General features: G+C 49.5%; 21 protein-coding genes and 1 tRNA gene. 10 read left to right on the forward strand and 12 right to left on the reverse strand.

Going from position 1 to position 24,798, the window contains the following annotated elements; translation table 11 throughout:
- Window positions 1–99 precede the first annotated feature (99 nt).
- Entirely contained in the window at window positions 100–2,817 is a 2,718-nt protein-coding gene (locus KFF03_RS09165) for a GNAT family N-acetyltransferase (protein ID WP_255856594.1), read from the reverse strand.
- 77 nt (window positions 2,818–2,894) lie between these two features.
- Here KFF03_RS09165 and KFF03_RS09170 point away from each other — a divergent pair, with 77 nt between their 5' ends.
- Window positions 2,895–3,824, forward strand: a complete 930-nt coding sequence (locus tag KFF03_RS09170; RefSeq protein WP_255856595.1) for a histone deacetylase family protein — start codon at window positions 2,895–2,897, stop codon at window positions 3,822–3,824.
- A gap of 87 nt (window positions 3,825–3,911) precedes the next feature.
- Here KFF03_RS09170 and KFF03_RS09175 read toward each other — a convergent pair.
- A tRNA-Ser gene (locus KFF03_RS09175) sits at window positions 3,912–4,002 on the reverse strand.
- A 143-nt stretch (window positions 4,003–4,145) separates the two neighbouring features.
- Here KFF03_RS09175 and tusD point away from each other — a divergent pair.
- From tusD to KFF03_RS09190, 3 genes are read left to right on the forward strand one after another with little or no spacing between them, the layout of a single operon-like run.
- Window positions 4,146–4,907, forward strand: a complete 762-nt coding sequence (gene tusD / locus KFF03_RS09180) for a sulfurtransferase complex subunit TusD (RefSeq protein ID WP_255856596.1) — start codon at window positions 4,146–4,148, stop codon at window positions 4,905–4,907.
- Window positions 4,907–5,227 (forward strand): TusE/DsrC/DsvC family sulfur relay protein, encoded by a 321-nt coding sequence (locus KFF03_RS09185; RefSeq protein ID WP_255856597.1) that lies wholly within the window; start codon window positions 4,907–4,909, stop codon window positions 5,225–5,227. Before tusD ends, KFF03_RS09185 begins: the two co-directional genes overlap by 1 nt.
- On the forward strand, window positions 5,227–6,204 hold the full coding sequence (locus KFF03_RS09190; protein WP_255856598.1) for a glycosyl transferase family protein: 978 nt from the start codon (window positions 5,227–5,229) through the stop codon (window positions 6,202–6,204). Before KFF03_RS09185 ends, KFF03_RS09190 begins: the two co-directional genes overlap by 1 nt.
- A gap of 40 nt (window positions 6,205–6,244) precedes the next feature.
- Here KFF03_RS09190 and KFF03_RS09195 read toward each other — a convergent pair whose 3' ends face one another.
- The 7 genes from KFF03_RS09195 to KFF03_RS09225 form a co-directional block, all read right to left on the reverse strand.
- Window positions 6,245–7,864, reverse strand: a complete 1,620-nt coding sequence (locus KFF03_RS09195) for a methyl-accepting chemotaxis protein (RefSeq protein ID WP_255856599.1) — start codon at window positions 7,862–7,864, stop codon at window positions 6,245–6,247.
- Between the two features lie 89 nt (window positions 7,865–7,953).
- Window positions 7,954–9,330, reverse strand: a complete 1,377-nt coding sequence (gene cysG / locus KFF03_RS09200) for a siroheme synthase CysG (protein ID WP_255856600.1) — start codon at window positions 9,328–9,330, stop codon at window positions 7,954–7,956.
- A 63-nt stretch (window positions 9,331–9,393) separates the two neighbouring features.
- Complete coding sequence (gene serS / locus KFF03_RS09205) at window positions 9,394–10,674, reverse strand: serine--tRNA ligase (RefSeq protein WP_255856601.1); 1,281 nt, start codon at window positions 10,672–10,674, stop codon at window positions 9,394–9,396.
- A 37-nt stretch (window positions 10,675–10,711) separates the two neighbouring features.
- Window positions 10,712–11,098: a fluoride efflux transporter CrcB gene (gene crcB / locus KFF03_RS09210; protein ID WP_255856602.1), complete on the reverse strand. Its 387-nt coding sequence runs from the start codon at window positions 11,096–11,098 to the stop codon at window positions 10,712–10,714.
- Between the two features lies 1 nt (window position 11,099).
- Complete coding sequence (locus KFF03_RS09215; protein ID WP_255856603.1) at window positions 11,100–12,428, reverse strand: replication-associated recombination protein A; 1,329 nt, start codon at window positions 12,426–12,428, stop codon at window positions 11,100–11,102.
- A 150-nt stretch (window positions 12,429–12,578) separates the two neighbouring features.
- Window positions 12,579–13,253, reverse strand: coding sequence for an outer membrane lipoprotein chaperone LolA (lolA, locus tag KFF03_RS09220; RefSeq protein ID WP_255856604.1), 675 nt, complete (start codon window positions 13,251–13,253; stop codon window positions 12,579–12,581).
- Between the two features lie 81 nt (window positions 13,254–13,334).
- Entirely contained in the window at window positions 13,335–16,022 is a 2,688-nt protein-coding gene (locus KFF03_RS09225) for a DNA translocase FtsK (RefSeq protein ID WP_370647400.1), read from the reverse strand.
- Window positions 16,023–16,077: 55 nt separating this feature from the next.
- Between KFF03_RS09225 and aat the strand changes: the two genes are divergently transcribed.
- The 3 genes from aat (at window position 16,078) to infA (ending at window position 17,824) form a co-directional block, all read left to right on the forward strand.
- Entirely contained in the window at window positions 16,078–16,791 is a 714-nt protein-coding gene (gene aat / locus KFF03_RS09230) for a leucyl/phenylalanyl-tRNA--protein transferase (protein ID WP_255856605.1), read from the forward strand.
- Between the two features lies 1 nt (window position 16,792).
- Window positions 16,793–17,497 carry an arginyltransferase gene (locus KFF03_RS09235; protein WP_255856606.1) on the forward strand — a complete coding sequence of 235 codons (705 nt, stop codon included), beginning with the start codon at window positions 16,793–16,795 and terminating at the stop codon, window positions 17,495–17,497.
- A 108-nt stretch (window positions 17,498–17,605) separates the two neighbouring features.
- A complete protein-coding gene (gene infA / locus KFF03_RS09240; protein ID WP_255856607.1) occupies window positions 17,606–17,824 on the forward strand; it encodes a translation initiation factor IF-1 in 219 nt (72 codons plus the stop codon).
- 49 nt (window positions 17,825–17,873) lie between these two features.
- Here the strand turns inward: infA and clpA are convergent, their stop codons facing one another.
- Together clpA and clpS are read right to left on the reverse strand one after the other, a co-directional pair.
- Complete coding sequence (gene clpA / locus KFF03_RS09245) at window positions 17,874–20,135, reverse strand: ATP-dependent Clp protease ATP-binding subunit ClpA (RefSeq protein WP_255856608.1); 2,262 nt, start codon at window positions 20,133–20,135, stop codon at window positions 17,874–17,876.
- A 15-nt stretch (window positions 20,136–20,150) separates the two neighbouring features.
- A complete protein-coding gene (gene clpS, locus KFF03_RS09250; protein ID WP_255856609.1) occupies window positions 20,151–20,510 on the reverse strand; it encodes an ATP-dependent Clp protease adapter ClpS in 360 nt (119 codons plus the stop codon).
- Window positions 20,511–20,721: 211 nt separating this feature from the next.
- On the opposite strand from clpS, the gene cspD reads away from it, so the two are divergent.
- Window positions 20,722–21,006 (forward strand): cold shock domain-containing protein CspD, encoded by a 285-nt coding sequence (cspD, locus tag KFF03_RS09255; RefSeq protein WP_304941496.1) that lies wholly within the window; start codon window positions 20,722–20,724, stop codon window positions 21,004–21,006.
- Between the two features lie 98 nt (window positions 21,007–21,104).
- Here cspD and KFF03_RS09260 read toward each other — a convergent pair whose 3' ends face one another.
- Complete coding sequence (locus KFF03_RS09260; RefSeq protein ID WP_255856610.1) at window positions 21,105–23,339, reverse strand: NADP-dependent isocitrate dehydrogenase; 2,235 nt, start codon at window positions 23,337–23,339, stop codon at window positions 21,105–21,107.
- Window positions 23,340–23,585: 246 nt separating this feature from the next.
- Between KFF03_RS09260 and KFF03_RS09265 the strand changes: the two genes are divergently transcribed.
- Together KFF03_RS09265 and KFF03_RS09270 are read left to right on the forward strand one after the other, a co-directional pair.
- Window positions 23,586–24,221 carry a pseudouridine synthase gene (locus KFF03_RS09265; protein WP_255856611.1) on the forward strand — a complete coding sequence of 212 codons (636 nt, stop codon included), beginning with the start codon at window positions 23,586–23,588 and terminating at the stop codon, window positions 24,219–24,221.
- A gap of 80 nt (window positions 24,222–24,301) precedes the next feature.
- Complete coding sequence (locus KFF03_RS09270; RefSeq protein ID WP_255856612.1) at window positions 24,302–24,751, forward strand: NUDIX hydrolase; 450 nt, start codon at window positions 24,302–24,304, stop codon at window positions 24,749–24,751.
- The last annotated feature ends 47 nt before the right edge of the window (window positions 24,752–24,798 follow it).

Raw genomic sequence — 24,798 nt, forward strand, 5'->3', positions numbered from 1 at the left:
CCAATCAGCCGACTCATATTAAGGAGTGAGCCAGCAAAAATTCTAAAAAAACAATGATGCCGTTGCTGACACCATCTGACAACCCGAAGCCATAAGATGTTAACGGAAAGTTAACATTTTCTTGCGCTGCCAGCCGTATTGCATTGGATTCAACTCCTTGACCACATCAACAACACCCTCTTCCATATTGTTGTGCAAAACAAAACCCAGATGCTCACAAAGCCCCAGCATACCAGAGTTGTGTGGTAATACCGTACCAAATACCTGCAGGACACCACGATCAGTGAGATACTCAATGATGCGCGTCATCAAATGATGCCCCAATCCTTCGCCACGACATTCATCATCAATAATCACTGAATACTCAGCCGTGACATCATCCGGGTCTACCCAGGCTCGCACCACGCCGTATAATTTGTTATCACGAATGGCGACAAATGCCATTTCTCGGTCGTAATCAATTTGGGTAAAGCGAGCCAGCTCTTTGTGATCAAATTGCCGCCTTGCGGTGAAAAAGCGCAAACGCAAAGACTCCTGACTCAGACGCTGATAAAACTGCTCCAGCAGCGGCTCATCCTCTCCCCGAATTGGACGAATCCGATAGTGGTTATCATGCTTGCTCTGATATTGATCTTCCAGCTCGACCGGATATGGCTGCATGGCTGGCTTAACCGGTAACCCCACCTCTCCAGCGACACCAATCACACGGTATCGCCCTACTTGCTGACGAATGGCGTTTGCCTCAAAACCCGCGATCCATGGGTGGTTCAGTACCATGTGAGATAACGCTACCAGCCAACGCTCCAACGTGATCAGCTCACGCTCAAGATTATCGGATCGCTCGCTCAGGACTTTGTAAAAATGCGTGCGCTTGATCAGCTTCTCGGCCAAATTGGCATTTAACGGCGGCAGTGCGACCTCGCGATCCACCAGAATATCTGCCGTTGAACCACCACCACCAAAAAAGATATACGGCCCAAGTTCATCATCACGACCAATACCAAAAGAAAACTGCAGATTGTCCAAAGCGCGATACTGTTTCTGCACGGTATAGCCTAATACCGGGCTGTGAGGAAAGGCCTCAGCAATGGAGCTCTCAAGCCGCTCAGCAGCTGGCGCTAGATCGCTTTCTTTATAGATTTCCCGGGCCACAGCACGCAGCCGCTCGCGAGGGTTGTCACCATAGGCAAACGGATACAGATAATCGCGGTGATGAACTCTCAGCACCCAGGGCTTCTCGATACGCTGAGCCAGTGTCAGCATCTCGGTAATGGTGTTGCAATAGTGATTTTCACACACTGCAAAACCATAGGATTCCAACAAAGCCCAGGCATAGGTTGGCAACAAATAATCGCCGGGGCGATGGCTTTCGAGAATCTGGCGATCAACATCCTCATGCATCTGAGAGATCGGAATTTCAAGACTTTCAGGGGTCTCTCGTAGCAGCGATTGAGTCCTCTGATGCTGCACCATGTACATATAGGACTTAATGGCATTGTCGGGTGTATCAAAGGTAGGAATACCTTGTTGGTCAAAGTATTCCCTCGAATCTTCGGCGGTGTGCTCCCCCATCCAGCTTGTCAGGATGGTTTTTTGTGTTTTGCGGGTTAACTCTCCCAGCGCCCTGGCATTCGCCATGCTGTCATTACCCAGGCTTGGAATATTGATCACCAGCACAGCATCTACCTTGCGGTCAGTAACCAGGGTATTCACAACGGCCGCCAACTGGTTGGGCTTTAACTCTGGATTTAGCAATACCGGATTGCTGGTTTTAACGTACTCCGGAAGCAAGCCCCTCAGGTGTGAGCGAGTTTTTTCTGAGAGTTCAGCAAGCCGACCATGATCATGAATCAGTCGATCCATGGCCAGAATTGCCGGACCACGCCCATTCGCAACAATCGCCAGTCGCGGACCAAACGTTTTTTGCCGCGGACTCAGGGCATCAACGCAATCAAACAACTCATCCGTGGCAGATACACGCAACACACCCGCTCTTGCCAGGGTTTCATCAATCAACGAATCCCGGCTCCTCAGACCTTTTGGTGTTTCAATGCGACTGAGGGGGCTTTGTTGGAAACGGTTATTTTTAACGGCTAGCACCAGCTTGTGGCGCGAAGCAGCCCGCAACGAACGAACCAACGCCTTACCTGAACCAATTTCATCCAGCTGAATTAAGATGGTGCGAACATGAGGCTCCTGCACAACGTAATCAATTAAATCAGGCAAGCTGACATCCTGACTCTTGCCGAGTGTCATCACATGAGAGAAGCCGATATTTCGACTGTAGGCCCAATCCATTACGCCTGAAGCCAACGTGCCCGACTGGCCAATGTAGGCAATATTGCCTTTGCGCACCGGTACATGAAGAAAGCTGGCATTCAGATTTCGCCACGGCATCACAATACCCAGGCAATCAGGGCCCAAAATACGCATTCGGGTTTGTTCGACAACATGATCAAGGCGATCGGATGAAGGGCGAAACTGCCAGGAGCGCGCACGGGCAATACCACCAGTCAGCAGCATGGCTGCACCTACGCCTTTTTTATGAAGCTGCTTGATAACCTTGGGCACGGTATCGGCTGGCGTGCAGATAATTGCCAGATCAGGAACTTCCTCCAGCTCTCCGATTCTGGAAACTGCCGGCAAATCATAAATTGTTGGATACCCACGACTGTTGACCGGGATTATCTGACCACTGAACTCACTGCCTAATAAGTTTCGAACAATCGCCCCACCCAGGCTCCCTTCCCGTTCAGATGCACCAATAACGGCAATACTGGATGGCTGAAAAAAAAGTTCAAGCGAGCGTGTACCCATATCAAGTGGTCCATAAGTTTAGTTGCGTACAGTGATTACACCGTTACACTGACAAAAAATACTGATTCTGACGCATTATGACGACGGCTTATTACACCTTCGAACAACACTTTGCCCATCATACCGGGGATGACCACCCAGAACATGCTTTGCGCATTCTGGCGATTGAGCAGGGTCTTAAACAGTCCGGCTTGTGGGAGAAGCTCGACATCATACAAGGAAGTATGGCCCATACCCCGGACATTGTCCGTGCTCACAGTCATGGTTATTACCAACAATTACAATTGATTCAGCCAGAGCAAGGGCATATATACGTTGACGAAGACACTCCAATGGCGCCGGGGTCACTCGAGGCCGCCCTTTATTCTGTCGGCACAGTCACTCAGGCTCTGGATGATGTCTTGCTTAATAAAAGCCATCACACCAATGCGTTTGTTGGTGTGCGACCGCCGGGTCATCATGCTGAAAATAATAAAAGCATGGGTTTTTGCTTTTTTAACAACATCGCCATCGCAGCCCTGCGTGCCGCTGAGATTCACCATTTAAATCGAATTGCGGTGATCGACTTTGATGCTCACCAGGGAAATGGCACGATTGATATTCTCGCCAACGACCCCAGATTTTTAATCTGCTCAAGCTTTCAGCATCCGTTTTATCCAAACTCCCACTATCAGGTGGATTTTTACAACAATGTCATCAACATCCCTCTGGAATCAGGCACAAACAGCGCGGCGTTCCGTGAGGCAGTGTATTCGGGCTGGCATGATGCGCTATCGGGCTTTGCCCCGGAGCTGATTCTGGTTTCAGCCGGATTTGATGCGCACGAAGCTGACCCGATGGCAGAGTTAAATCTTCAGGATGATGATTATCGCTGGCTGGGAGAGTGGATCTGCAAGCTCGCTCAAAAGCGCAATACGCCTCTCTTGTCTGCGCTCGAAGGAGGGTATGACCTAAATGCTCTGGCGCGTTCGGTGGTGGCTTATATTTCAGCTATGAGGCAGGTATAGCACCGCCCCCACTCCATGAGCATTTATTAACAAGGCTAAAAACGAAAAAACCCTGCTTACCAATGGTAAGCAGGGTTTTAGAATAAGTGGCGGAGGGATAGGGATTTGAACCCTAGATAGGCTATTAACCTATGCCGGTTTTCAAGACCGGTGCTTTCAACCGCTCAGCCATCCCTCCAGCGCGAGGCGTATGATACCCACTTTTTTTCTTAGTGCAATACTTTATTTTAAAATTTTTCTATTAAATCAATGCGATAGCCGATTCTTTTCATTCAAAGCATTGCCACTTATCATGATCGCCTGATCTGAAGAGTTTGCACCATGGCCAGAATTTCCATTTTTTTAAACCAAAGCCCGTTCACATTTGATAGCCATCTGAGGGCAATGGAATTTATTCAGAAAGCCTCTGAAGAGCATGACATCCTCAGAGTGTTTTTTTATCAGGATGCCATTCTTGCAGGCCTGAGCAATCAGCAGCCTATTCAGGGCCAGCCCAGTATTGTCGAACTATGGCAAGCCCTGGCACAGGAAGTTAACTTTCCATTGCAGGCTTGTATCGCCAACAGCCTGCGTCGGGGTCTTTTTGATAAAACAGAAGCGGCACGTTACAACAGCATGGCGAATCTGGCTGATGGTTTTGCCCTGACCGGGCTGGGTGAAATGGCCGAGGCCGTTGCTGAATCCGACCAACTGGTACAGTTTAGCGAACACGCCCAGACCACTCATACATCAGCCTCCTCTAACAACGACGACGCCACAGCCGACCTGCTGATTCATATTACAACCTCGCCTACATTGGATCTGGAGCCGTTGGAGCTTGGCATGGCATGCGCGGCATTTGAGCAGAAAGTCGCGTTTGTTTTCAGTGGTGAAGGTAAACGCTGGTTACAGAAGGATCTGCCTGCATTACGCCCCGGCGGCAAATCAGCCAGCAAGCTGATCAGCGCGCTAGCCATGTATGATTGCGATCAGGTTTTCTATTTGGAAGACGGTGATAAAGAACACCCTGACAACGCACAACCACTTGCAACACAAGACCTGAAAGCACTTCAGAAAAACAGCAGACACCAACTCGTTTTTTAATGACAATGACTTCCATAAGCACGGATAAAGATGGATTCCTGGCGAATCTGAATGATTGGAATGCCGATGTCGCGAAGCAGCTGGCGCACTCCGAGAACATTACACTGACCTCGGAGCACTGGGAAATACTCCATGCACTGCGTGATTTCTATCAGGAATACGATGTTTCGCCAGCCATGCGCCCTCTCAGCAAATACCTTAAGCAAACACTGGGCGCGGAGAAATCCTCCAGTATCTATCTGTTAACACTATTTCCCGGTAGTCCGGCCAAGCTGGCCGCTAAAATTGCCGGACTACCCCGACCGGAGAACTGCCTCTGATGAGCACCCAGGAAAAACACGACCTCGCAGAATACGTCCGCATTCTGGCTCGTGGAAAAAATGCCAGTCGGCATATGACGCTCGATGAAGCTCACTACACCATGAGCAATATGCTGAAGGGAGATTATCGCCCGGAGCAGCTTGGGGCGATTTTTATGCTGATGCGAGTGCTTGAAGAAGATGAGCAGGAAATTGCAGGCTTTGCCAAAGCTATCAGCGAATATCTTCCCAGCGACCTCAATGCCGATCTGGTCTGGGCGAGCTATGCCGGCAAACGCCGACAACCATTCTGGTGCCTGCTTTCAGCACTATTACTCAGTCAAATGGGTTATAAGATCTTATTTCATGGCAGCCTGTCACACACCGAAGGCCGGATTTACCTGCACGAAGTATTTGAACAATTCGGCTTGCCACAACTCTCTAATGCCAGCGAAATGAGCCAGCACACCCTGGCCTACCTTCCCTGCTCAGCAATCAATCCGTGCTTGCAGGAATGGCTGTTGCTGAAATCCGTTCTGGGTGTTCGCTCTCCGATCAACACGGTGTTGAAAACCATCTCTCCGCAACACGTCCCAAGCGTTCAGGGAATTTTCCACCCCAACTATAAAGCCATGCATTGCGGTGCTGCCGCGCTGCTGAATCATGATGCACTGGTTATTAAAGGTGAGGGCGGGGAATTTGAGGTCAATCCGGAGCGTAAGTGTGTCGCACAATATTGCTTTAACGGAGAGCAAGGCGAAATTGTTATTTCAAATGACAAAAGCCTGTTTGAAGACAAGCCAAAAGATACCTCACCGAAACATCTGAGTGACTTATGGTGCGGCCAGCTACAAAGTGAATACGCAGAACAAGCCGTGGTTAAAACGGCTGCACTGGCGTTATGCGCCATCGAAAAAAGCAGTGATTATGACGCGGCTTTTGATCGCTGCATATCGGCCTGGCAGCAGCGCGATAAAAACGCACTCACCAGCGCCTAATGCATTCGTCAACATCTGAGGCTCATACCCGAACTGAGCCTCAGACTTTGAACTGATCTGTCACCGTCTGCAGGCTCTTGGAAATACTGGTCAGCGATCCACTGGCCGCTTCTACTTGATGAACGGCGCTCATCGCCTCTTCAGAACGGTGTTTAATTTCGACCACATTGTCTTTAATGCTCAGGGCAGCTTGCTGCTGATGCTCGGTTGCGCTGGCAATATCAGAATTCATGCGACTGATCGAACCGACCTTTTCCGTAATCGCCTGCAGGCTTTCGTCCGTTTTAGCCGCCTGCGAGACACTGCTCTGAGCTCGTTGCTGACTCTCACTCATGACCGATACCGCAGACTGGGCGGCCGTCTGCAACTGCTCAATCACACTTTGAATTTCCTGGGTTGAATCTTGCGTTCTGGATGCCAGGGTTCTTACTTCATCAGCAACCACTGCGAAGCCACGCCCCTGCTCACCAGCCCGGGCCGCTTCAATCGCGGCATTTAAAGCCAGCAGATTGGTTTGTTCTGCAATACCTTTGATCACATCCAGAATACTGCCGACATTCGCCGTATCAGACTCTAATTGCTTGATTACGTCACTGGCTCGTTCAACCTCAGTTGCCAGGCTATTAATACTGGCAACTGTATCCGAAACAATTTCCCGTCCTTGTTTGGCTGCTGCATCTGCCTCTGTTGCAGCCTCAGCAGCCGAGCTGGCATTGCCAGAGACTTCCTGAACACTACCTACCATCTGGGCCACAACATCTGATACCACCTCAGTTGCATGATTCTGACTTTCAGCAATGGCTGAAGTCTGACTGGTCAGATTGCGTAGGTCGTCAGAGACGCCGGCCAGTGGTCGTGTTGAATTCACCACTTCGCCGATATTGTGGTGGAGTTTGTCGACAAACTGATTAAACCATTCAACGACTTCACCCAGCTCGTCATTGGATGTCTTTTCGATTCGTTGCGTTAAATCACCATCACCCGTGGCAATCCCTCTCAATGAGCGAACCAGGTTGCGTACAGCTTTGCCTATCACCGAACTGGTGGTCCATGCGACAAAAGAAATAACAACAATTGCGACCAGCGTAATCGTAACGCCAACAGACAGTGCATTTTTGGCGGCCTGATTAGAAGCATCGACCGTTTGATTAAATGCCGACAAACCCTCTTCCGAATATACTTCCATCAAGGTTTTGGTTTGATTCAGGTTTTTATTCATCTCATCAACCGTGCTAGCGATTAATGATGGGTCAAGCGAACCGTCGAGCATACCAACCGACAGCGTTTTAGCGGATGTAAAGTACAAATCAAATGCCGAGCGAGTGGCCTGCACTTCTGAAGCTCGCTCACTCCAGATTTGTTCAAGCATATTCAGACTAAGATTCACCTGCTCTTTGATTTTTTCAGCATTCGCTACAAAATCCATTTCTCCGGTACTGACAGCGGTCGAGAACAGTTCTTTTATCTGCTCAAGTCTGACAAGGTTTGCTTTTGAATCCTGAACAACCGGGAAAAATGTTTCCTGGATCATTTGCAGGCGATCTGAATTGGCGCTGTTAATATTGGCGCTAACCATCAGGTTAAAAATAAAGCCCAATATGGCCACGCCAGCTAAAACGAAGATTTTTGCCTTGATACTTAAAGAGTTAAGCAGACTCATGATTATTCCCGGATGATTTATGACCATTCAGGAATAAGCATAGTCTAAGTTAGTAGAAATGCTGACTTTATACGTATTGACACTTTAGATCAGGATTTCCAGGCAAGCTTTTCATGAAGAGACACAACAGAGCCAATTACCGTTAATGTTGGCGCCTGCAAGGTATGTTCAGCGACATAAGCAGGCATATCAGCAATCGTTGATATATGCACTTTCTGATCCGGCAAGGTGCCCTTCTCGATCAAAGCAATTGGGGTGTCCGCAGCCATGTCATGATCCATCAACTGCTGACAGATCACCGGGATTCCGGTTAACCCCATATAAATCACCAGCGTTTGGTGCGGATGTATCAATTCATGCCAGGGTAAGTTACACGTACCATCTTTTAAGTGGCCGGTCACAAAACGAACACTTTGGGCGTGATCTCGATGGGTCAGCGGAATGCCGGAATACGAGGCACAACCGCTGGCTGCGGTAATCCCCGGCACTACCTGAAATGGCACTCCGGCTTCGGCCAACTCTTCAATTTCTTCACCGCCACGACCAAAAATAAACGGATCACCGCCTTTTAAGCGCAACACCCGCTTGCCTTGCTGAGCGGATTTAACCAGCAGTTGGTTAATACCTTCCTGAGGTACCGCATGATCACTTTTGGCTTTGCCAACATAAAACTTTTCGGCATCCGGCGAGATAAATTCCAGGATTCTTGGATTTACCAATCGGTCGTAATACACCACATCCGCACTCTGAATCAGACGTAAAGCGCGAAAGGTCAATAAGTCTGGATCACCAGGGCCGGCACCTACCAGATACGCTTCACCACAAGTTTCTTCAGAACCGGCAATCAGTGCTTCACTTAACGCCTCAGCACGCTCAGGCTGACGCGATATCACCAGCTCCGGCACATTCGAGTGTATCCAGCGGCGCCAGAATGCCGCTCGTTCTTTGGCGGGCAGCTTTTGCTTAATGCGCTCGCGCAACGACTGCATCAGATTGCCCAAGTCGGCGTACTCCAGCGGCAAAAAGGCTTCAAGTCGCTCTTTCAGATAACGCGTTAGAGCTGGAGAGCCACCACTGGTGGATACCGCCACCAGCACTGGAGAGCGATCAATCACCGCCGGAAAGATAAAATCGTTGTCAGTTGTCTGATCAACCCGGCAGACTTTACGCCCTTCGCTTCGGGCCTTTGTCGCCAGCGCCTGATTCAGCTCGCCATTGTCGGTCGCTAGTACTACAAATCCGGCGTCGGCAAAATCCAGCGACTCATCCGCCAGCCGGGCCTGCCAATTAGCTTGTGGGCTATTAAGGATTTGTTGTTGCAGGTCGTGCGGCAGCTCAGGGGCAACCACCTGCAAAGGGCAATTTGCCTGGAGCAGCGTGCGAATTTTGCGCTGGGCGATGTTGCCACCACCCACCACAACAAAGGAGGCATGATCCCCCCGGAACACAAGGGGTAAATTCATCATGATTGTCTATCTCTTATCAAGCTCAGGCCAGCTGGCCTTCTAGCCAATTAACTATAAAAACGATTAGCTAATTAATTCTAAGCCACCCATATAAGGGCGCAAAGCTTCCGGCACAACAATAGAACCGTCGACTTGCTGGTAGTTTTCCAGCACCGCCACCATGGTACGACCAACCGCCAGACCGGAGCCGTTCAGAGTGTGCAGTAATTCCGGCTTATTGGTTTCCGGATTACGCCAGCGAGCACCCATGCGACGTGCCTGGTAATCTTCAAAGTTAGAGCAGGAAGAGATTTCACGGTATTTTTGCTGACCCGGCAGCCATACTTCCAGATCGTAAGTTTTGGCCGCAGAAAAGCCCAAATCGCCACCACACAAAATCACTTTGCGGTACGGCAGATTCAGCTTCTGCAGAATCGCTTCAGCATGACCTGTCAGTTCTTCTAATGCGGCATCGGAATCCCCGGCTTTAACAAACTGAACCAGCTCAACCTTGTCAAACTGATGCTGGCGAATCATGCCACGGGTATCACGACCATAACTACCCGCCTCAGAACGGAAACACGGCGTATGGGCAACCTTCTTAATCGGTAATTCCTGCGTTGAAATATTTTCACGCAGTAAGTTGGTAACCGGCACTTCAGCGGTTGGAATCAGATAGAGATCTTTATCGCCCTGAGCATTAGGAATCTTAAACAGATCTTCTTCAAATTTAGGCAGCTGACCGGTACCTTCCAGCGCATCCTTATTCACCAGATACGGCGTGTAGGTTTCTTCATAACCGTGTGCTTCGCTGTGGGTGTCCAGCATAAACTGAGCTAACGCGCGGTGCAGACGGGCCATCTTGCCGGACATAGCAACAAAACGAGAACCAGCAACCGTTGCGCCAGCATCAAAGCTCAGGCCCAGCGGCTCACCCAGATCAACGTGATCTTTGGCTTCAAACTCAAACTGTGTTGGCTCACCCCAAACAGCTACTTCAACGTTGTCTTCTTCATCATTACCGTGTGGCACCTCATCATGCGGCACATTCGGAATGCTCATCAGCAGATTCTGCAATGCCTGTTCAGCTTGCTTGGCTGCCGCTTCCGCTTCGGTAATATCAGCATCAATACTGCCCATCACCTGAGCCTTGGCATCTTCAGGCGACATGCCCTGGCCGATTAATGCACCAATCTGTTTCGAGGCCTTTTTCTTCTCAGCCTGCAACGCCTGAGCTTTGGTCAGCGACGATTTACGTGCTTCGTCCAGACGCTTAAATTCGATATCGTCAAAGGTGAATCCCTTTTTCGCCAGGCCTGCTTTTACCTGATCCAGATTGTCGCGAATAAATTTGATGTCCAGCATTCGTCTGCTTCTACTTTTTCCAAAAAAATAATAATTGTTAACCAATCGATTCTGATAACCACCGGGCCAGCCACATTCCGGACAATGTCGCCAACAAACACCCCATCAGGCTGATTCCCATATAGCTTAACGCTGCCATCCAGCGCTCTTGCTGTATCAGGGTAATACTTTCTAAAGAGAAGGTGGAAAATGTTGTAAACGCACCAAGGAAACCCACCATCGCCAGTTGCTTGTGGTGATCTCCGCCCCACTGGTGTTGTACTAACCAGATATAGGCCACGCCAATGGCGAAGGAGCCTAGCAGGTTCACCGACAGGGTGCCATAAGGAAATGGCTTATCCAGCCATTTAAAGATAGCGGTTGCCACCAGATAACGAGATATCGCCCCTAGTGCACCGCCAAGACCAATCCATAACAGCGCCATATCAGTGCTCCTCTTTCGGATAACGCTGCTGCGACGATTGCTGATTCAGCTGCCGCAAGTACTCCAGCTTTTGACCGATCTTACCTTCCAGCCCACGCGGTGTTGGTTCATATAGGTGCGTGTCTTTGAGCTCCGGCGGGAAATAGTTTTCACCGGCAGCAAAAGCTTCTGGTTCGTTATGGGCGTAGCGATATTCTTCACCATAACCCGACTCTTTCATCAGTTTGGTTGGCGCATTACGCAGATGCAGCGGCACCTCATAACTGGGTTGCTCCGCAATCATGGCCCGGGCATTGTTATACGCCATATACACGGCGTTGCTTTTTGGCGCACACGCCAGATACACCACTGCCTGAGCAATCGCCAGTTCGCCCTCCGGGCTGCCAAGCCGGGTTTGTACATCCCATGCATTGGTACACAAGGCTAAAGCTCGCGGATCGGCGTTGCCAATATCTTCCGATGCCATACGCACCACACGCCGAGCGATGTAAAGCGGGTCACAACCGCCGTCCAGCATGCGCACAAACCAGTACATGGCTGCATCCGGATCAGAACCACGCACGGATTTATGCAAGGCAGAAATCTGATCGTAAAACGCCTCACCGCCCTTATCAAAACGGCGCAGATTATTGGCCAGCAACTGGTCAACCACTTCAATATCCAATCGACCTTCGGCTTTAGCCAATTGCAAAGCAAATTCCAGCAAGTTAAGAGATTTTCGTGCATCACCATCACTGGCCTGAGCAATACGCTGTAAGGCTTGTGCTTCAACTTGCGGCGCACCATCGAGCTTAGCCAGCGCCTGTTGCAGAACCTGCTCAATCTGTTCAGGCAGCAGGCTTTTAAGAATGTACACCTGAGCCCGCGATAACAGTGCATTATTCAGTTCAAATGAAGGGTTTTCTGTGGTCGCGCCAACAAACAAAAAGGTGCCATCTTCCACATAAGGCAAAAACGCATCTTGCTGAGACTTGTTAAAGCGGTGTACTTCGTCAATAAAAAGCACGGTTTTGCGCCCGGCAGCACGGCTTTGTTGAGCGCGTACCACGGCATCACGAATATCCTTTACACCTGACATTACTGCACTGATGGTCAAGAAGCTGGCATCAACATAATGAGCAATCAGTCGGGCCAGTGTGGTTTTACCCACCCCCGGCGGCCCCCAGAAGATAATCGAATGTAATTCGCCATTATCAAGACTGCGGCGCAACGGTGTGCCTGGGCCAACCACATGTTCCTGACCGACGTATTCATCCAGGGTTTGTGGCCGCAACCGCGATGCCAGTGGCTCGTAAGCGGGTTGATGTGAGCCAAATAAATCGTCAGACATAACCACCTACAGATATAGCGCGCTGAATATTGAAAACGTTTCCGAGGCAGCCAGCACAAGGCACAAAATAAGTGAGAACACGCAATTTATAAGGAATAAATGAGCATTCGGAACTTATTTTTAACGCAGTGATGGCAATGCAGGTAGTTTTCAAAGTGAACGACCGTCAATTACATCCACACCTTCCGGCACATCAAACACAAAAGCTTGCTCATCAATTACCTGATTTTGTTTTTGCTGAGTGAACACAATGTCGGTGATCTGACCAGCCGCATCATAAATTTTCATGCCTTGCAGAATATGGTCGCGGTAATGAAACTCCAGCGACTGAAATAACTGGCTGGAGTCTTTTGGCACCAGCTGATAAATCACGTTTTCATCAGCAGTGGTTTTGCTGACAACAAAGCTGGCATCAATCTCCTGCGTATTGCCACTCAGCAGCAAGGCCGGAGTTTCCTGAACGCGCTGATCCATATTACGAATCGTGACCTGCTCCAGATCCATATCGTAAACCCAGATTAACTGGCCATCCGACACCACCAGCTGAGCAAAGGGATCTTCAGTTTGCCAACGCATTTTTCCGGGCTTGGCGACACTTAACGAACCTTCCATTTGCTGCAGGATTTCGCCAGTTTGTGTTTTGGATGATTGAACAAAGCTGGCCTGAAAGTTTTCCATGCCCTCCAGTGCCAATAAAAATGACGCCAGCGCCTTTTCATTAGTCACGCTCTTGTCATTAGCTTGGCTTGTATCGGCATAGGCCGGAACACCAAACCAGGACAGGTTAATTAACAGAGTGAACAGCCATATCATGCGAGAGAACATCGTCAGAACTTTCCTAGCAGATTGATCAAAATAAAGTTAACAGTAAATATTTTTGCAGTGCGGTTTTATTGCGGCGCTACTCTATTGTGGTGCAGCGCGTGCAATTACTTCCCGAGCACCATTATGAGCCGGTGGCGAAACCACACCCGAGGCTTCCATGGTTTCTACCAGACGTGCAGCGCGGTTGTAGCCGATCCGTAATTTACGCTGAACCGACGAAATAGAACATTTACCGGATTCAGTAACAAATGCCACCGCCTGATCGTACAGGTCATCTTTTTCATCGCCGCCTTCCATACCCGGCACACCATCACCTTCCCCGCCTTGGGTGATTTCTTCGATGTATTCCGGCTCACCGCGCTGCTTCCATTCGGCAACCAAGCGGTGAACTTCATCATCATCGACAAAGGCACCATGCACCCGCTCAGGCAAAGCACTGCCAGGCGGCATAAATAACATATCACCATGACCCAGCAGCTGCTCTGCACCACCCTGATCCAGAATGGTACGGGAATCAATTTTGGATGACACCTGAAAGGCAATCCGGGTCGGCACGTTGGCTTTAATCAAGCCAGTAATGACATCCACCGACGGGCGCTGGGTCGCCAGAATCATATGAATGCCCGCCGCACGGGCTTTCTGGGCAACACGGGCAATCAGTTCTTCAACCTTTTTGCCCACCATCATCATCATGTCGGCAAATTCGTCGATCACAATCACGATATAAGGCAGAGGTTCCAGCGTTGGTGGCGTGGTATCAAAGGATTGGTCAATCTGCCAGGTCGGATCAACGATCGGCTGACCGGCATCCAGCGCGTCTTTAACCTTTTTGTTAAAGCCGGCAATATTACGAACCCCCATGGCCGCCATCAGCTGATAACGGCGCTCCATCTCCTCAACCGACCAGCGCAAGCCATTGTGCGCTTCTTTCATATCGGTTATTACTGGCGTCAACAGGTGTGGAATACCTTCATAGACCGAAAGCTCGAGCATCTTGGGGTCAACCAGAATCAGGCGCAGCTCTTCTGGTGTAGCCTTAAACAGCAATGACAGCAGCATGGCGTTTACACCTACCGATTTACCCGACCCTGTGGTACCAGCCACCAGCATATGTGGCGCCTTGGCCAAATCAGTCACGATGGGGTTGCCGCCAATATCATGGCCCAGAGCGATGGTCAGTGGCGATTTGCCTTTGTCATATTCTTTCGAAGCCAGTACCTCAGAAATCGACACCATGGCACGATTTTCATTGGGCACCTCGATACCCATCACGGATTTACCCGGAATAACTTCCACCACGCGCACCGCAACCATTGCCATAGAACGCGCCAAATCTCGCGCTAGACCCGAGATTTTGCTGGCCTTAACGCCAGGAGCAGGCTGAATCTCAAACCGAGTAATCACCGGCCCCGGCGCCACGGCAGTGACTTCGACTTTTACGCCAAAATCAGCCAGCTTCTGCACCAGCATTTGCGACATATCCTGCAGTCGCTCGGGGGAGAATCCTGCGCCCTGATCGGTACGTGGTGGATCCAGCAAAGCAATCGACGGAAGTGGTTGGTCCGATTTAAACAAACTGCCCTGTAACTCACGGGCGGCTCGTTCGGAAACACCGGTTTCTTTTTTCTCCAGCGGCTGGATTGGAATCTCTTTATCCGCAGAATCGCTTGATGACGCTACCGGCGTCGTCACGGAAACAGGAGTGGTCGCAGCATTAGGAATGGCCAATGAAGCTGAAGTATCGACTGCTTTTGCCGTGCCGTTCTGAGCCTTTCTTTGAGTTTTTAGCGGCGCAGATTGCTCAACCGGCGAAAAGACCTCCACATCAGACACTTCAGTATCAGATGCCTCAGGAACTAATGCTTCCGTCATCAGCGGAATATCATCAGAATCGGCTAATTCATCCATGTCAGAAAATAAAGGCTCTACCGGATCATCCTTTAGAACGGTGCTGACTGCTTTGTTTCGCTCCGACCGAGCCTCTGAGCGCTTCGCTTTAAGAGAGCTCCAGAATCCACGCTTTGGCTTTTGAGCTTCGGTAGCCTGTGACTCAGAAACTTGTGAATCGGTCACCTGTGGTTCAGTAACTTGTGGTCCAGTAACTTTGACAGCCTCTCGATCTGCGTGATCCCTTTGGCCAAATCGCATTGGCATGTCCATCAGCCACCCGCCAATTTGTTCAAACACCGCCAGCCAGGAAAACTCCAGATACAGAACCAGACCCAGTGCCAATGCAGCCGTGAGGATCATGACCGAACCAATAAAACCAAACAACGGCAACAATAATTCTATTTGGCTTTTACCCAGCGCCCCTCCCGCTCCCGCTGGCAGCCAAGGCGTCTGCCAGATACTCACTTCCGCCAGCGCGCTCAGCGTCATGATAATCAGAATGATCCCTAAACTGCGGATGTACCAGGGCTCATAAGGTTCTCGCCGTGAGCGAAATAACAATGCAATACGGGCAATAATCAAAAGAGGAAAAGCAAATGCCAGCAGGCCCAGAGAGTGAAACAGGAAATCCGCCAGATAAGCTCCCACCCGTCCGGCTGCATTTTGTGGACTATCAGAGCCAACTGCACTCCAGCCACCTTGTTCTGGCGAATAAGACATCAAGGCGGTTAGCAATAACAGCGAACCGACCACCATCAGAAGAAAAACAACGTCCTGACGTTTGTTCCGACCACCACGTTTCGGTTGAGATGCATCAGCCTCAGCCGTTAACGAAGACGCTAAAACATCTGAATCCTTCAAAGACTTATCTTCGGACAAATCGTGTTCCTGTTACACTAAATAAGCAAAGACGAGAGTTTACCACGGGTTTTACATGATTGACTGGCTTGATGCAGCACAACCACCTTTTTTCCCCGCCAGCCACCAGGCACTGGACGAACCTAATGGCTTACTGGCGGCCGGAGGTTGTACATCGCCTTTGTGGCTGGATCAGGCTTATCGCCGGGGTATTTTTCCCTGGAACGACCCGGATGAAGTGCGTCTATGGTGGACACCCGCACCACGGGCCGTGATTACGACGGAATCATTCCGAATCCCACGAACCGTAAAAAAACTGATCAATCGCGCAAAAAACTACACCGTCACGCTGAATCAGGCATTTGAGCGCGTGATTCAGGCTTGTGCCGCCCCCCGAGCCGAGGAGTCCGGCACCTGGATTGATGATGACATCATAACCAGCTATCAGCGTATGCTGCGTAGTGGCAGGGCACTAAGCATCGAACTCTGGAACCCCGATGGTGATTTGGTTGGCGGCTGTTATGGCCTGCTTAAAGGCCAGGTATTTTTTGGCGAATCGATGTTCTCCCGGGAGTCCAACGCGTCAAAAATTGCCTTTGGTGTAACCGCACCATTGCTGTTTGAGCATGGTATCCGGATGATTGATTGCCAGATGCACACCGAACACCTGGCTCAATTTGGCGCTCTGGAGATCTCCAGAGCTCAATTCGAAGCACAACTGCGACAGGCAATACAAGAAAGAACCCAGCTCAAGCTACCATCCGCATTATGGGTTTCAGCGAGCGCATGAGATGAAACAAATCCGCGTTTATCTGCCCCATGAGTCTCAACCTTGCTCATACCTGCCACAACAGCGTTCACGCAGCTTGTACGTTGACCCGCATTTAAAACTGGATCAGCAAGAGCTTAGCCTGCTCAGCCAAAATGGCTTTCGTCGCAGCGGGCGGGTTGTTTATCGCCCAGAATGCCCAAGCTGCAATGCTTGTCAGTCAGTACGCATTCAAGCTCAGCAACTGACACTTTCACGCTCTCATCGGCGTATTTTGAAAAAGAATCGAGATCTAACACTCAAGGTTGAGCTGCCAGTTGATGGTGCATTGCACTACCCAACCTACAAGCGCTACATCAATGAACGACACTCTGATGGCGATATGTATCCTCCTCATTTTGAGCAATACCAGGGATTTTTGCTGGAAGATTTTGGCAATACCCGTTTTTTATCAGCCTACCTGGGAGAAAAGCTGATCGGCAGTCTGGTGTTTGACGTATTAGACGACGGCCTGTCATCGGTATATTGCTTTTTTGAACCTGAGCATTCGGAGCGCTCTCCGGCCATGTTTTTGATCTTATCCCTGACCATACTGGCACACGGACTTAAATTGCCCTTTAACTATTTAGGTTATCAGGTGGATGGCTGCCAGAAAATGGCCTACAAAACTCGTTTTTCACCACTGGATGCCTTTATTAATGACGAGTGGCGACCGAAACTGAGATAGCCCTTTGCTTTTACCGGAATTTGAGGCAGAATGCGCGCGCACTGTACTAACCAAGTGGGTGTTGTACTAACCAAGCGGGCATAAGCTCAGCGTCTAAACAGGTGACGAATGGCAAAAGATGATCACATTGAAATGGAAGGCGAAGTAATTGATACCCTTCCAAACACGATGTTCCGTGTAAAACTGGAAAACGGACACGTAGTTACTGCTCATATTTCAGGCAAGATGCGTAAAAACTACACCCGCATCCTGACCGGTGACAAGGTGAAAGTGGAGCTGACTCCATACGACTTAAGCAAAGGTCGCATCACCTACCGCGCACGCTAATCCATTAGCAGTGCTTCTTCCGGCCTTCCGTGGCCGGATGATGAGGTTCCTAAGCCGGAACCTCTTCTACCACCTCAATCGCTATATCATCATTCTCAACCAGAATTTCAACCTCACCACCGCCATTGGCTAACTCACCAAACAGAATCTTCTCTGCCAGCGGCTTCTTGATTTTATCCTGAACCAGACGATTCATTGGACGAGCACCCATCTTCTCATCATAACCATGCTCACCCAGCCAACGCTTCGCCTCTTCGGACACCAGAATACTGACACGTTTCTCATCCAGCTGACCTTGCAGTTCGGCAACAAACTTATCAACCACATGCAAAATGGTATCTTTTGATAGCGGAGCAAACTGAATCACTGAATCAAGGCGATTACGGAACTCTGGCGTAAACACCTTCTTGAGCTCTTCAGCACCATCAGTCGTATGGTCCTGATGCGTAAAACCAATACTGTTGCGACTCATCATCTGAGCACCAGCATTGGTGGTCATAATCAAAATGACATTGCGGAAGTCTGTCTTACGGCCGTTGTTGTCAGTTAACGTGCCATGATCCATCACCTGCAACAGGATATTGAATACTTCCGGGTGAGCCTTCTCAATTTCATCCAGCAGCAAAACGCAATGCGGGTTTTTATTGACCGCCTCCGTGAGCAAGCCGCCCTGGTCGTAACCCACATAACCCGGAGGTGCGCCAATCAGACGGGAGACGGTATGACGCTCCATGTATTCCGACATATCAAAGCGTACCAGCTCCATGCCCATCACCGACGCCAGCTGTTTCGACACCTCGGTTTTACCAACCCCGGTTGGACCAGCAAATAAGAAGGAGCCAATTGGCTTCTCCGGTGCATTAAGCCCGGCACGCGACATCTTCACCGCCGTAGACAGTGTCTGAATTGCCTCATCCTGGCCAAACACCACCATCGATAGCTTATCTTCCAGCTTAAACAGTAGCTCTTTATCAGAAGCCGATACCGACTTAGGAGGAATGCGGGCAATAGAGGCCACCACCTGCTCAACTTCTGGAACACCAATGACTTTCTTGCGCTTACTTTGTGGCAATAAGTGCTGCTGAGCCCCAACTTCATCGATGACATCAATGGCTTTGTCGGGCTGGTTACGGTCATTAATATAGCGATCTGCCAACTCAGCTGCCGCTTTTAACGCCTTGTCGGTATAGCGAATAGCATGATGCTCTTCAAAGCGAGATTTCAGGCCTTTCAGGATTTTATAGGTATCATCGACAGATGGCTGAGCCACATCAATTTTCTGGAAGCGACGGGTCAGCGCGCTGTCTTTCTCAAAGATGCCACGGAACTCGGTAAAGGTTGTAGAGCCGATGCAGCGAATTTCACCTGAGCTAAGCAAAGGTTTCAGAAGATTACTGGCATCCATTACCCCACCCGAGGCAGCACCAGCACCAATAATGGTATGAATTTCATCAATAAACAAAATGCCATGCGGTTGTTTTTTCAACTCCGCAAGCAACGCCTTGAAGCGCTTTTCAAAGTCACCCCGGTATTTGGTCCCAGCCAGCAAGGCACCCATATCAAGACTGTAAACAACGGCATCTTCGATCACTTCCGGAACGTCTTTATCGACAATCCGTTTTGCCAGACCTTCGATAATGGCTGTTTTGCCAACACCGGAGTCGCCAACCAAAAGTGGATTGTTTTTGCGACGACGCGCCAAAATCTGAACCAGGCGACCCACTTCAAAATCACGACCAATCAGTGGGTCGATTTTACCTTCCCGAGCAACCTTATTCAGATTAGTGGCATAACCTTCCAGTGCGTTTTTACCCGAAGATTCGCCATCTTCATCCGAATGCTCGCCCATTTGCTCCGAAGGCTCATCGGAACCAGACACCTTGGAGATGCCATGCGATATGTAGTTAACCACGTCGATACGGGCAATATTTTGCTGCTTAAGAAAATAAACAGCCTGGCTTTCCTGCTCACTAAAGATTGCAACCAACACGTTCGCACCGGTTACTTCTGACTTACCAGATGACTGAACGTGAAAAACGGCACGTTGCAACACCCGCTGAAAGCCCAGAGTGGGCTGGGTTTCACGCTCTGCATCCGCATCTGGAATCAGTGGTGTAGTTGAATCAACAAATTCCTGTAAATCTTTGCGCAGCTTGGTCATGTCTGCGCCACATGCCTCCAGCACCTTACCTGCCGCATCATTATCTAATAATGCCAATAACAAGTGCTCTACCGTCATAAACTCGTGGCGTTTCGAGCGAGCTTCCTTGAACGCTTCATTCAGTGTTTGCTCAAGCTCTCTATTCAGCATGTCGCCTCCTCAGCGTTAGTCTTCTACCGGTGCGATTTCACACATCAGCGGATGATTACAATCACGGGAATACTGGTTCACCATGGCTGCCTTCGTTTCCGCTACATCCCGACTGTAAATCGCACACACTGCACTGCCTTTCGTGTGCACAGCCAGCATAATCTGCGTTGCCTCTTCGGCATTTTTACCAAAAAGTTTCTGAAGCACTTCAACTACAAATTCCATTGGCGTGTAGTCATCATTTAGCATGATCACACTGTACATGGATGGTCGCTTCAGCTCAGGCTTGGCAGGCTCTACTGCAATGCCACCTTCGCCATCAAATTCCGGTTCATCTTGGTTTGAGTTTAGTTGAGTTTTAAAAATATGATGCATCTGAGATTGTCAGGTAAAAGTAAAAGTTCATCATACCTTTCCTGAATAAGGCCTCCAAGCCAATAAACAAGGGCATCCAAGCAAAACAATCTATTCCATCAGCTTGACGAATGTATGAGTCGGGCGTAATGTAAGTATATAACTGTCAGGACGACGCTCACTCCTCCTGACTTTGCAGTTCCCGCTTTCAAACTCGAGAAGGAGGTTCAGAATGAAAACAGGGAAGGTTAAGTGGTTCAACAACGCCAAAGGCTACGGCTTTATTCTGGCAGATGACAGCAACGAAGATCTTTTTGCACACTACTCCACTATTCAGATGGATGGTTATCGCACCCTCAAAGCAGGCCAATCGGTTCAGTTTGACACCAAGCCCAGCGATAAAGGCACGCACGCCATCAACATTCGTGCACTCGATGATGGCGGCGAAATATCCGATCAACCCTCCAGCGAGCCAGCACAAAGCATCCAACCAGAAGTCGAATTAGCTGAAGCCTGATCATCAGCAATCACATAAACAGCATCCATAAAAAAACCGCCAACTGGCGGTTTTTTTATGCTCAGAGCCTGCTCGCAGGCTCTTGGCAAGGCATTCGCTTAGCAACGAATGCCTTCGACCAACTCATTCAGCGTTGCACTTGGGCGCATCACTTTTTCAGCCAGTTGCGGATCTGGGCGGTAGTAGCCACCAATATCAGCATCTTTACCCTGAACGGCTGCCAGCTCAGCAATAATTTTCTCTTCATTGTCAGCAAATGATTCAGCAACAGCTGCAAAGGCAGACTTCAGCTCTGTATCGTCGTCCTGAGCGGCCAGTGCCTGAGCCCAGTATTTGGCGATAAAGAAGTGACTACCACGGTTATCCAGTGCACCCACCTTACGACCTGGGGACTTGTTCTCATCCAGCAGCTCACCCGTTGCAACATCCAGTGCTTTAGCCAGAACCGCAGCACGAGCGTTATCCGTGCTTTCAGCCAGGTGCTCCAGAGAAGCAGCCAGCGCCATAAATTCACCCAGGGAATCCCAGCGCAGGAAGTCTTCTTCCAGCAATTGCTGAACATGCTTAGGTGCAGAACCACCGGCGCCGGTTTCGAACAAACCACCACCATTCATCAGCGGTACAATCGACAGCATCTTGGCACTGGTACCCAGCTCCATGATTGGGAACAAGTCAGTCAGGTAATCACGTAGCACGTTACCCGTTACAGAAATAGTATCTTCACCGTTCTTAATGCGCTCCAGCGAGAAACGAGTCGCTTCTTCCGGTGCCATGATGTGGATTTCCAGGCCAGCTGTATCGTGTTGCGGCAGGTATTGTTCAACCTTGGCAATTAATTGTGCATCGTGAGCGCGGTTTTTATCCAGCCAGAAAACAGCCGGAGTTTGCGTTAAGCGAGCACGTTTAACGGCCAGCTTCACCCAATCCTGAATCGGCGCATCTTTGGCCTGACACATACGCCAGATATCACCCTGCTCAACCTCATGCTGCATCAGCACAGTGCCGGCTGCATCAATCACAGAAATTTTGCCATTACCTGGCACTTCAAAGGTTTTATCGTGAGAGCCATATTCTTCTGCTTTCTGAGCCATCAAACCAACATTCGGCACGGTGCCCATAGTCGTTGGGTCGAATGCGCCGTGCTTCTTACAGAATTCAATGGTTTCCTGATAAACACCTGCATAACAACGATCAGGAATGATGGCTTTAGTGTCTGCCAGGCCGCCGTTCTCATCCCAGGCCTTACCGGAGTTACGGATCAGCGCTGGCATAGAAGCATCGACGATAACATCGTTTGGCACGTGCAGGTTGGTAATACCCTTGTCGGAATCCACCATCGCAACCTTAGTGCGGGATGCAAAAATGGCATCAATTTTTGCTTTGATCGCCTGCTGTTTATCTTCAGGCAGACGATCCATCTTATTAACCACATCACCAAAGCCGTTGTTTGGATTGATGCTGACGCTGGCAAAGTCTTCAGCAAACTCTTCGTATAACTCGGCAAAGAAAACCTCAACCGCATGACCGAAGATAATTGGATCAGACACTTTCATCATGGTGGCTTTCAGGTGCAGAGACAGTAATAAACCCTGCTCTTTACACTCGTCAATCTGAGCGGCCAGGAACTCACGCAATGCGTTGCGACTCATGACGGAAGAGTCAATAACCTCACCCGCCAACAGTGCAGTTTTCTCTTTCAGAACCTGCTTTTCACCAGATGCATCTTCAAACTCAATGCGAACATCGGTATCGGCTGCAACAGTCACCGACTGCTCGCTGCCATAGAAGTCACCGTGCTCCATATGAGCAACGTGTGTTTTGGAGTCCGCAGACCACTCACCCATGGAATGCGGGTGTTTGCGAGCATACTCTTTCACCGCACCTGGGGCGCGACGATCGGAGTTGCCTTCACGCAACACCGGGTTAACCGCACTGCCTTTCACTTTGTCGTACAAGGCTTTGATTTTGGCTTCTTCTTCGTTTTGCGGCTCATCCGGGTACTTAGGGAATGCATAGCCTTTGGCACGTAATTCTTTCAGTGCATCCTTCATTTGTGGAATCGAAGCACTGATATTAGGCAGCTTAATAATATTTGCTTCAGGCTGCTTCGCCAGATCACCCAGCTCAGCCAATGCATCAGCAATGCGCTGATCTTCATTCAAGTATTCACCCAGTGTCGAAATCAGACGGCCTGACAAAGAAATATCACGGGTTTCTACTTCAATTCCTGCTGACTGAGTAAAGGCTTTAACAATGGGAAGTAAGGAGTAAGTCGCCAGGGCTGGCGCCTCGTCGGTCTCGGTATAAATAATTTTTGGCGTTTGTGTCGACATCTTTACTCCTATAGCATTTTGCTTTGCTGTATCGCATGGGGCTCAACATTCAGGCTGCTTGTGACAGCCACAGTTCGGTTGAATTTGCCCTGACAAACCTCGCCAATGGCGTACATGGCGGGTCAAATGCAGACCAATGAACAGCTATTTTAGTCATCATCTGAATTAGTTAGGGCGCTAATTTGTAGTTTTTCTACAAAAATTGCAAGCTAGACGAAAGAATAAGTAGTTTTCTTACAGAATTTTATGGCCAAACTCATCCTGCTCAACAAACCATTCAACGTTCTCTCTCAGTTTAGTGACTCTGACGGCCGCTGCACGCTCAAGCGCTATATTTCTCAAACTAATGTCTATCCGGCAGGTCGTCTTGATTACGACTCCGAGGGCCTGATTCTGCTGACTGACAACGGGCAACTACAGGCGAACATTGCCAATCCAAAATATAAAATGGAGAAAACGTACTGGGTTCAGGTCGAAGGCTTACCTAAAGAATCCGACCTGGATTGCTTGCGAAAAGGAGTCACACTGAAAGATGGGGACACACGACCAGCCAAAGTTAAAAAAATCAACCAACCTGACATTTGGCCACGCAATCCGCCCATTCGCCAGCGCAACAATGACACCACGTGCTGGCTGGAGATAAAAATCAGCGAAGGTCGTAACCGCCAGGTTAGAAGAATGACAGCACATATAGGATACCCAACCCTTCGCCTGATTCGTGCAAGCATTGGCAATTGGTCTTTGGACGCACTGGCACCCGGTGAAAGCAAAGAGCTGAACATTCACATGCCAGCACAGCCCTCCAAACCTCTTTCCAAAAAAGCGACTGGCCGCAGGCATTCAAAGGCAAGGCCTACAGCAAACAGGAAACCGAAACGCTGATTGCATTTGAGCCTGATAAACCACTTAGGTAGACTGCGTGCCTTTTGCACCCTCGCTTTGTACATAGGCAAGCTTTATTTATGAATGACCGCTGGACGCCACACGCAACGGTTGCCACCGTAATTGAGAAAGATGGCCAATTCCTGATGGTTGAAGAAGTCAGCAGTGGCCTACATGTTATCAATCAGCCGGCCGGCCATATCGAACAGGACGAAACCATTCTGGAAGCTGCCCGGCGTGAAACGCTCGAAGAAACCGGCTGGAGCGCAGAGCCTACACACCTGATTGGCTTATACACCTACACAGCTCCCAGCAATGGTGTGACTTACCATCGCTATTGCTTTGCTGCCAAAGCGATTAAAGCTGAAGAAAACGCAATTCTGGACGACGGCATCATTGGCCCAAGATGGATGACCATTGAAGAATTACGCAACAGCCCCAACCTCAGATCTCAGATGGTACTCACCTGCATCGAAGATTACCTGGCTGGTAAACGTTTCCCGCTCGACGTGATTACAGAACATCCTTAAATACGCAATAACATTCGCAATCAACCAACAAATCCAATACAAAGAAC

This window comes from Bacterioplanoides sp. SCSIO 12839 (assembly GCF_024397975.1).
Lineage (GTDB): Bacteria > Pseudomonadota > Gammaproteobacteria > Pseudomonadales > Oceanobacteraceae > Bacterioplanoides.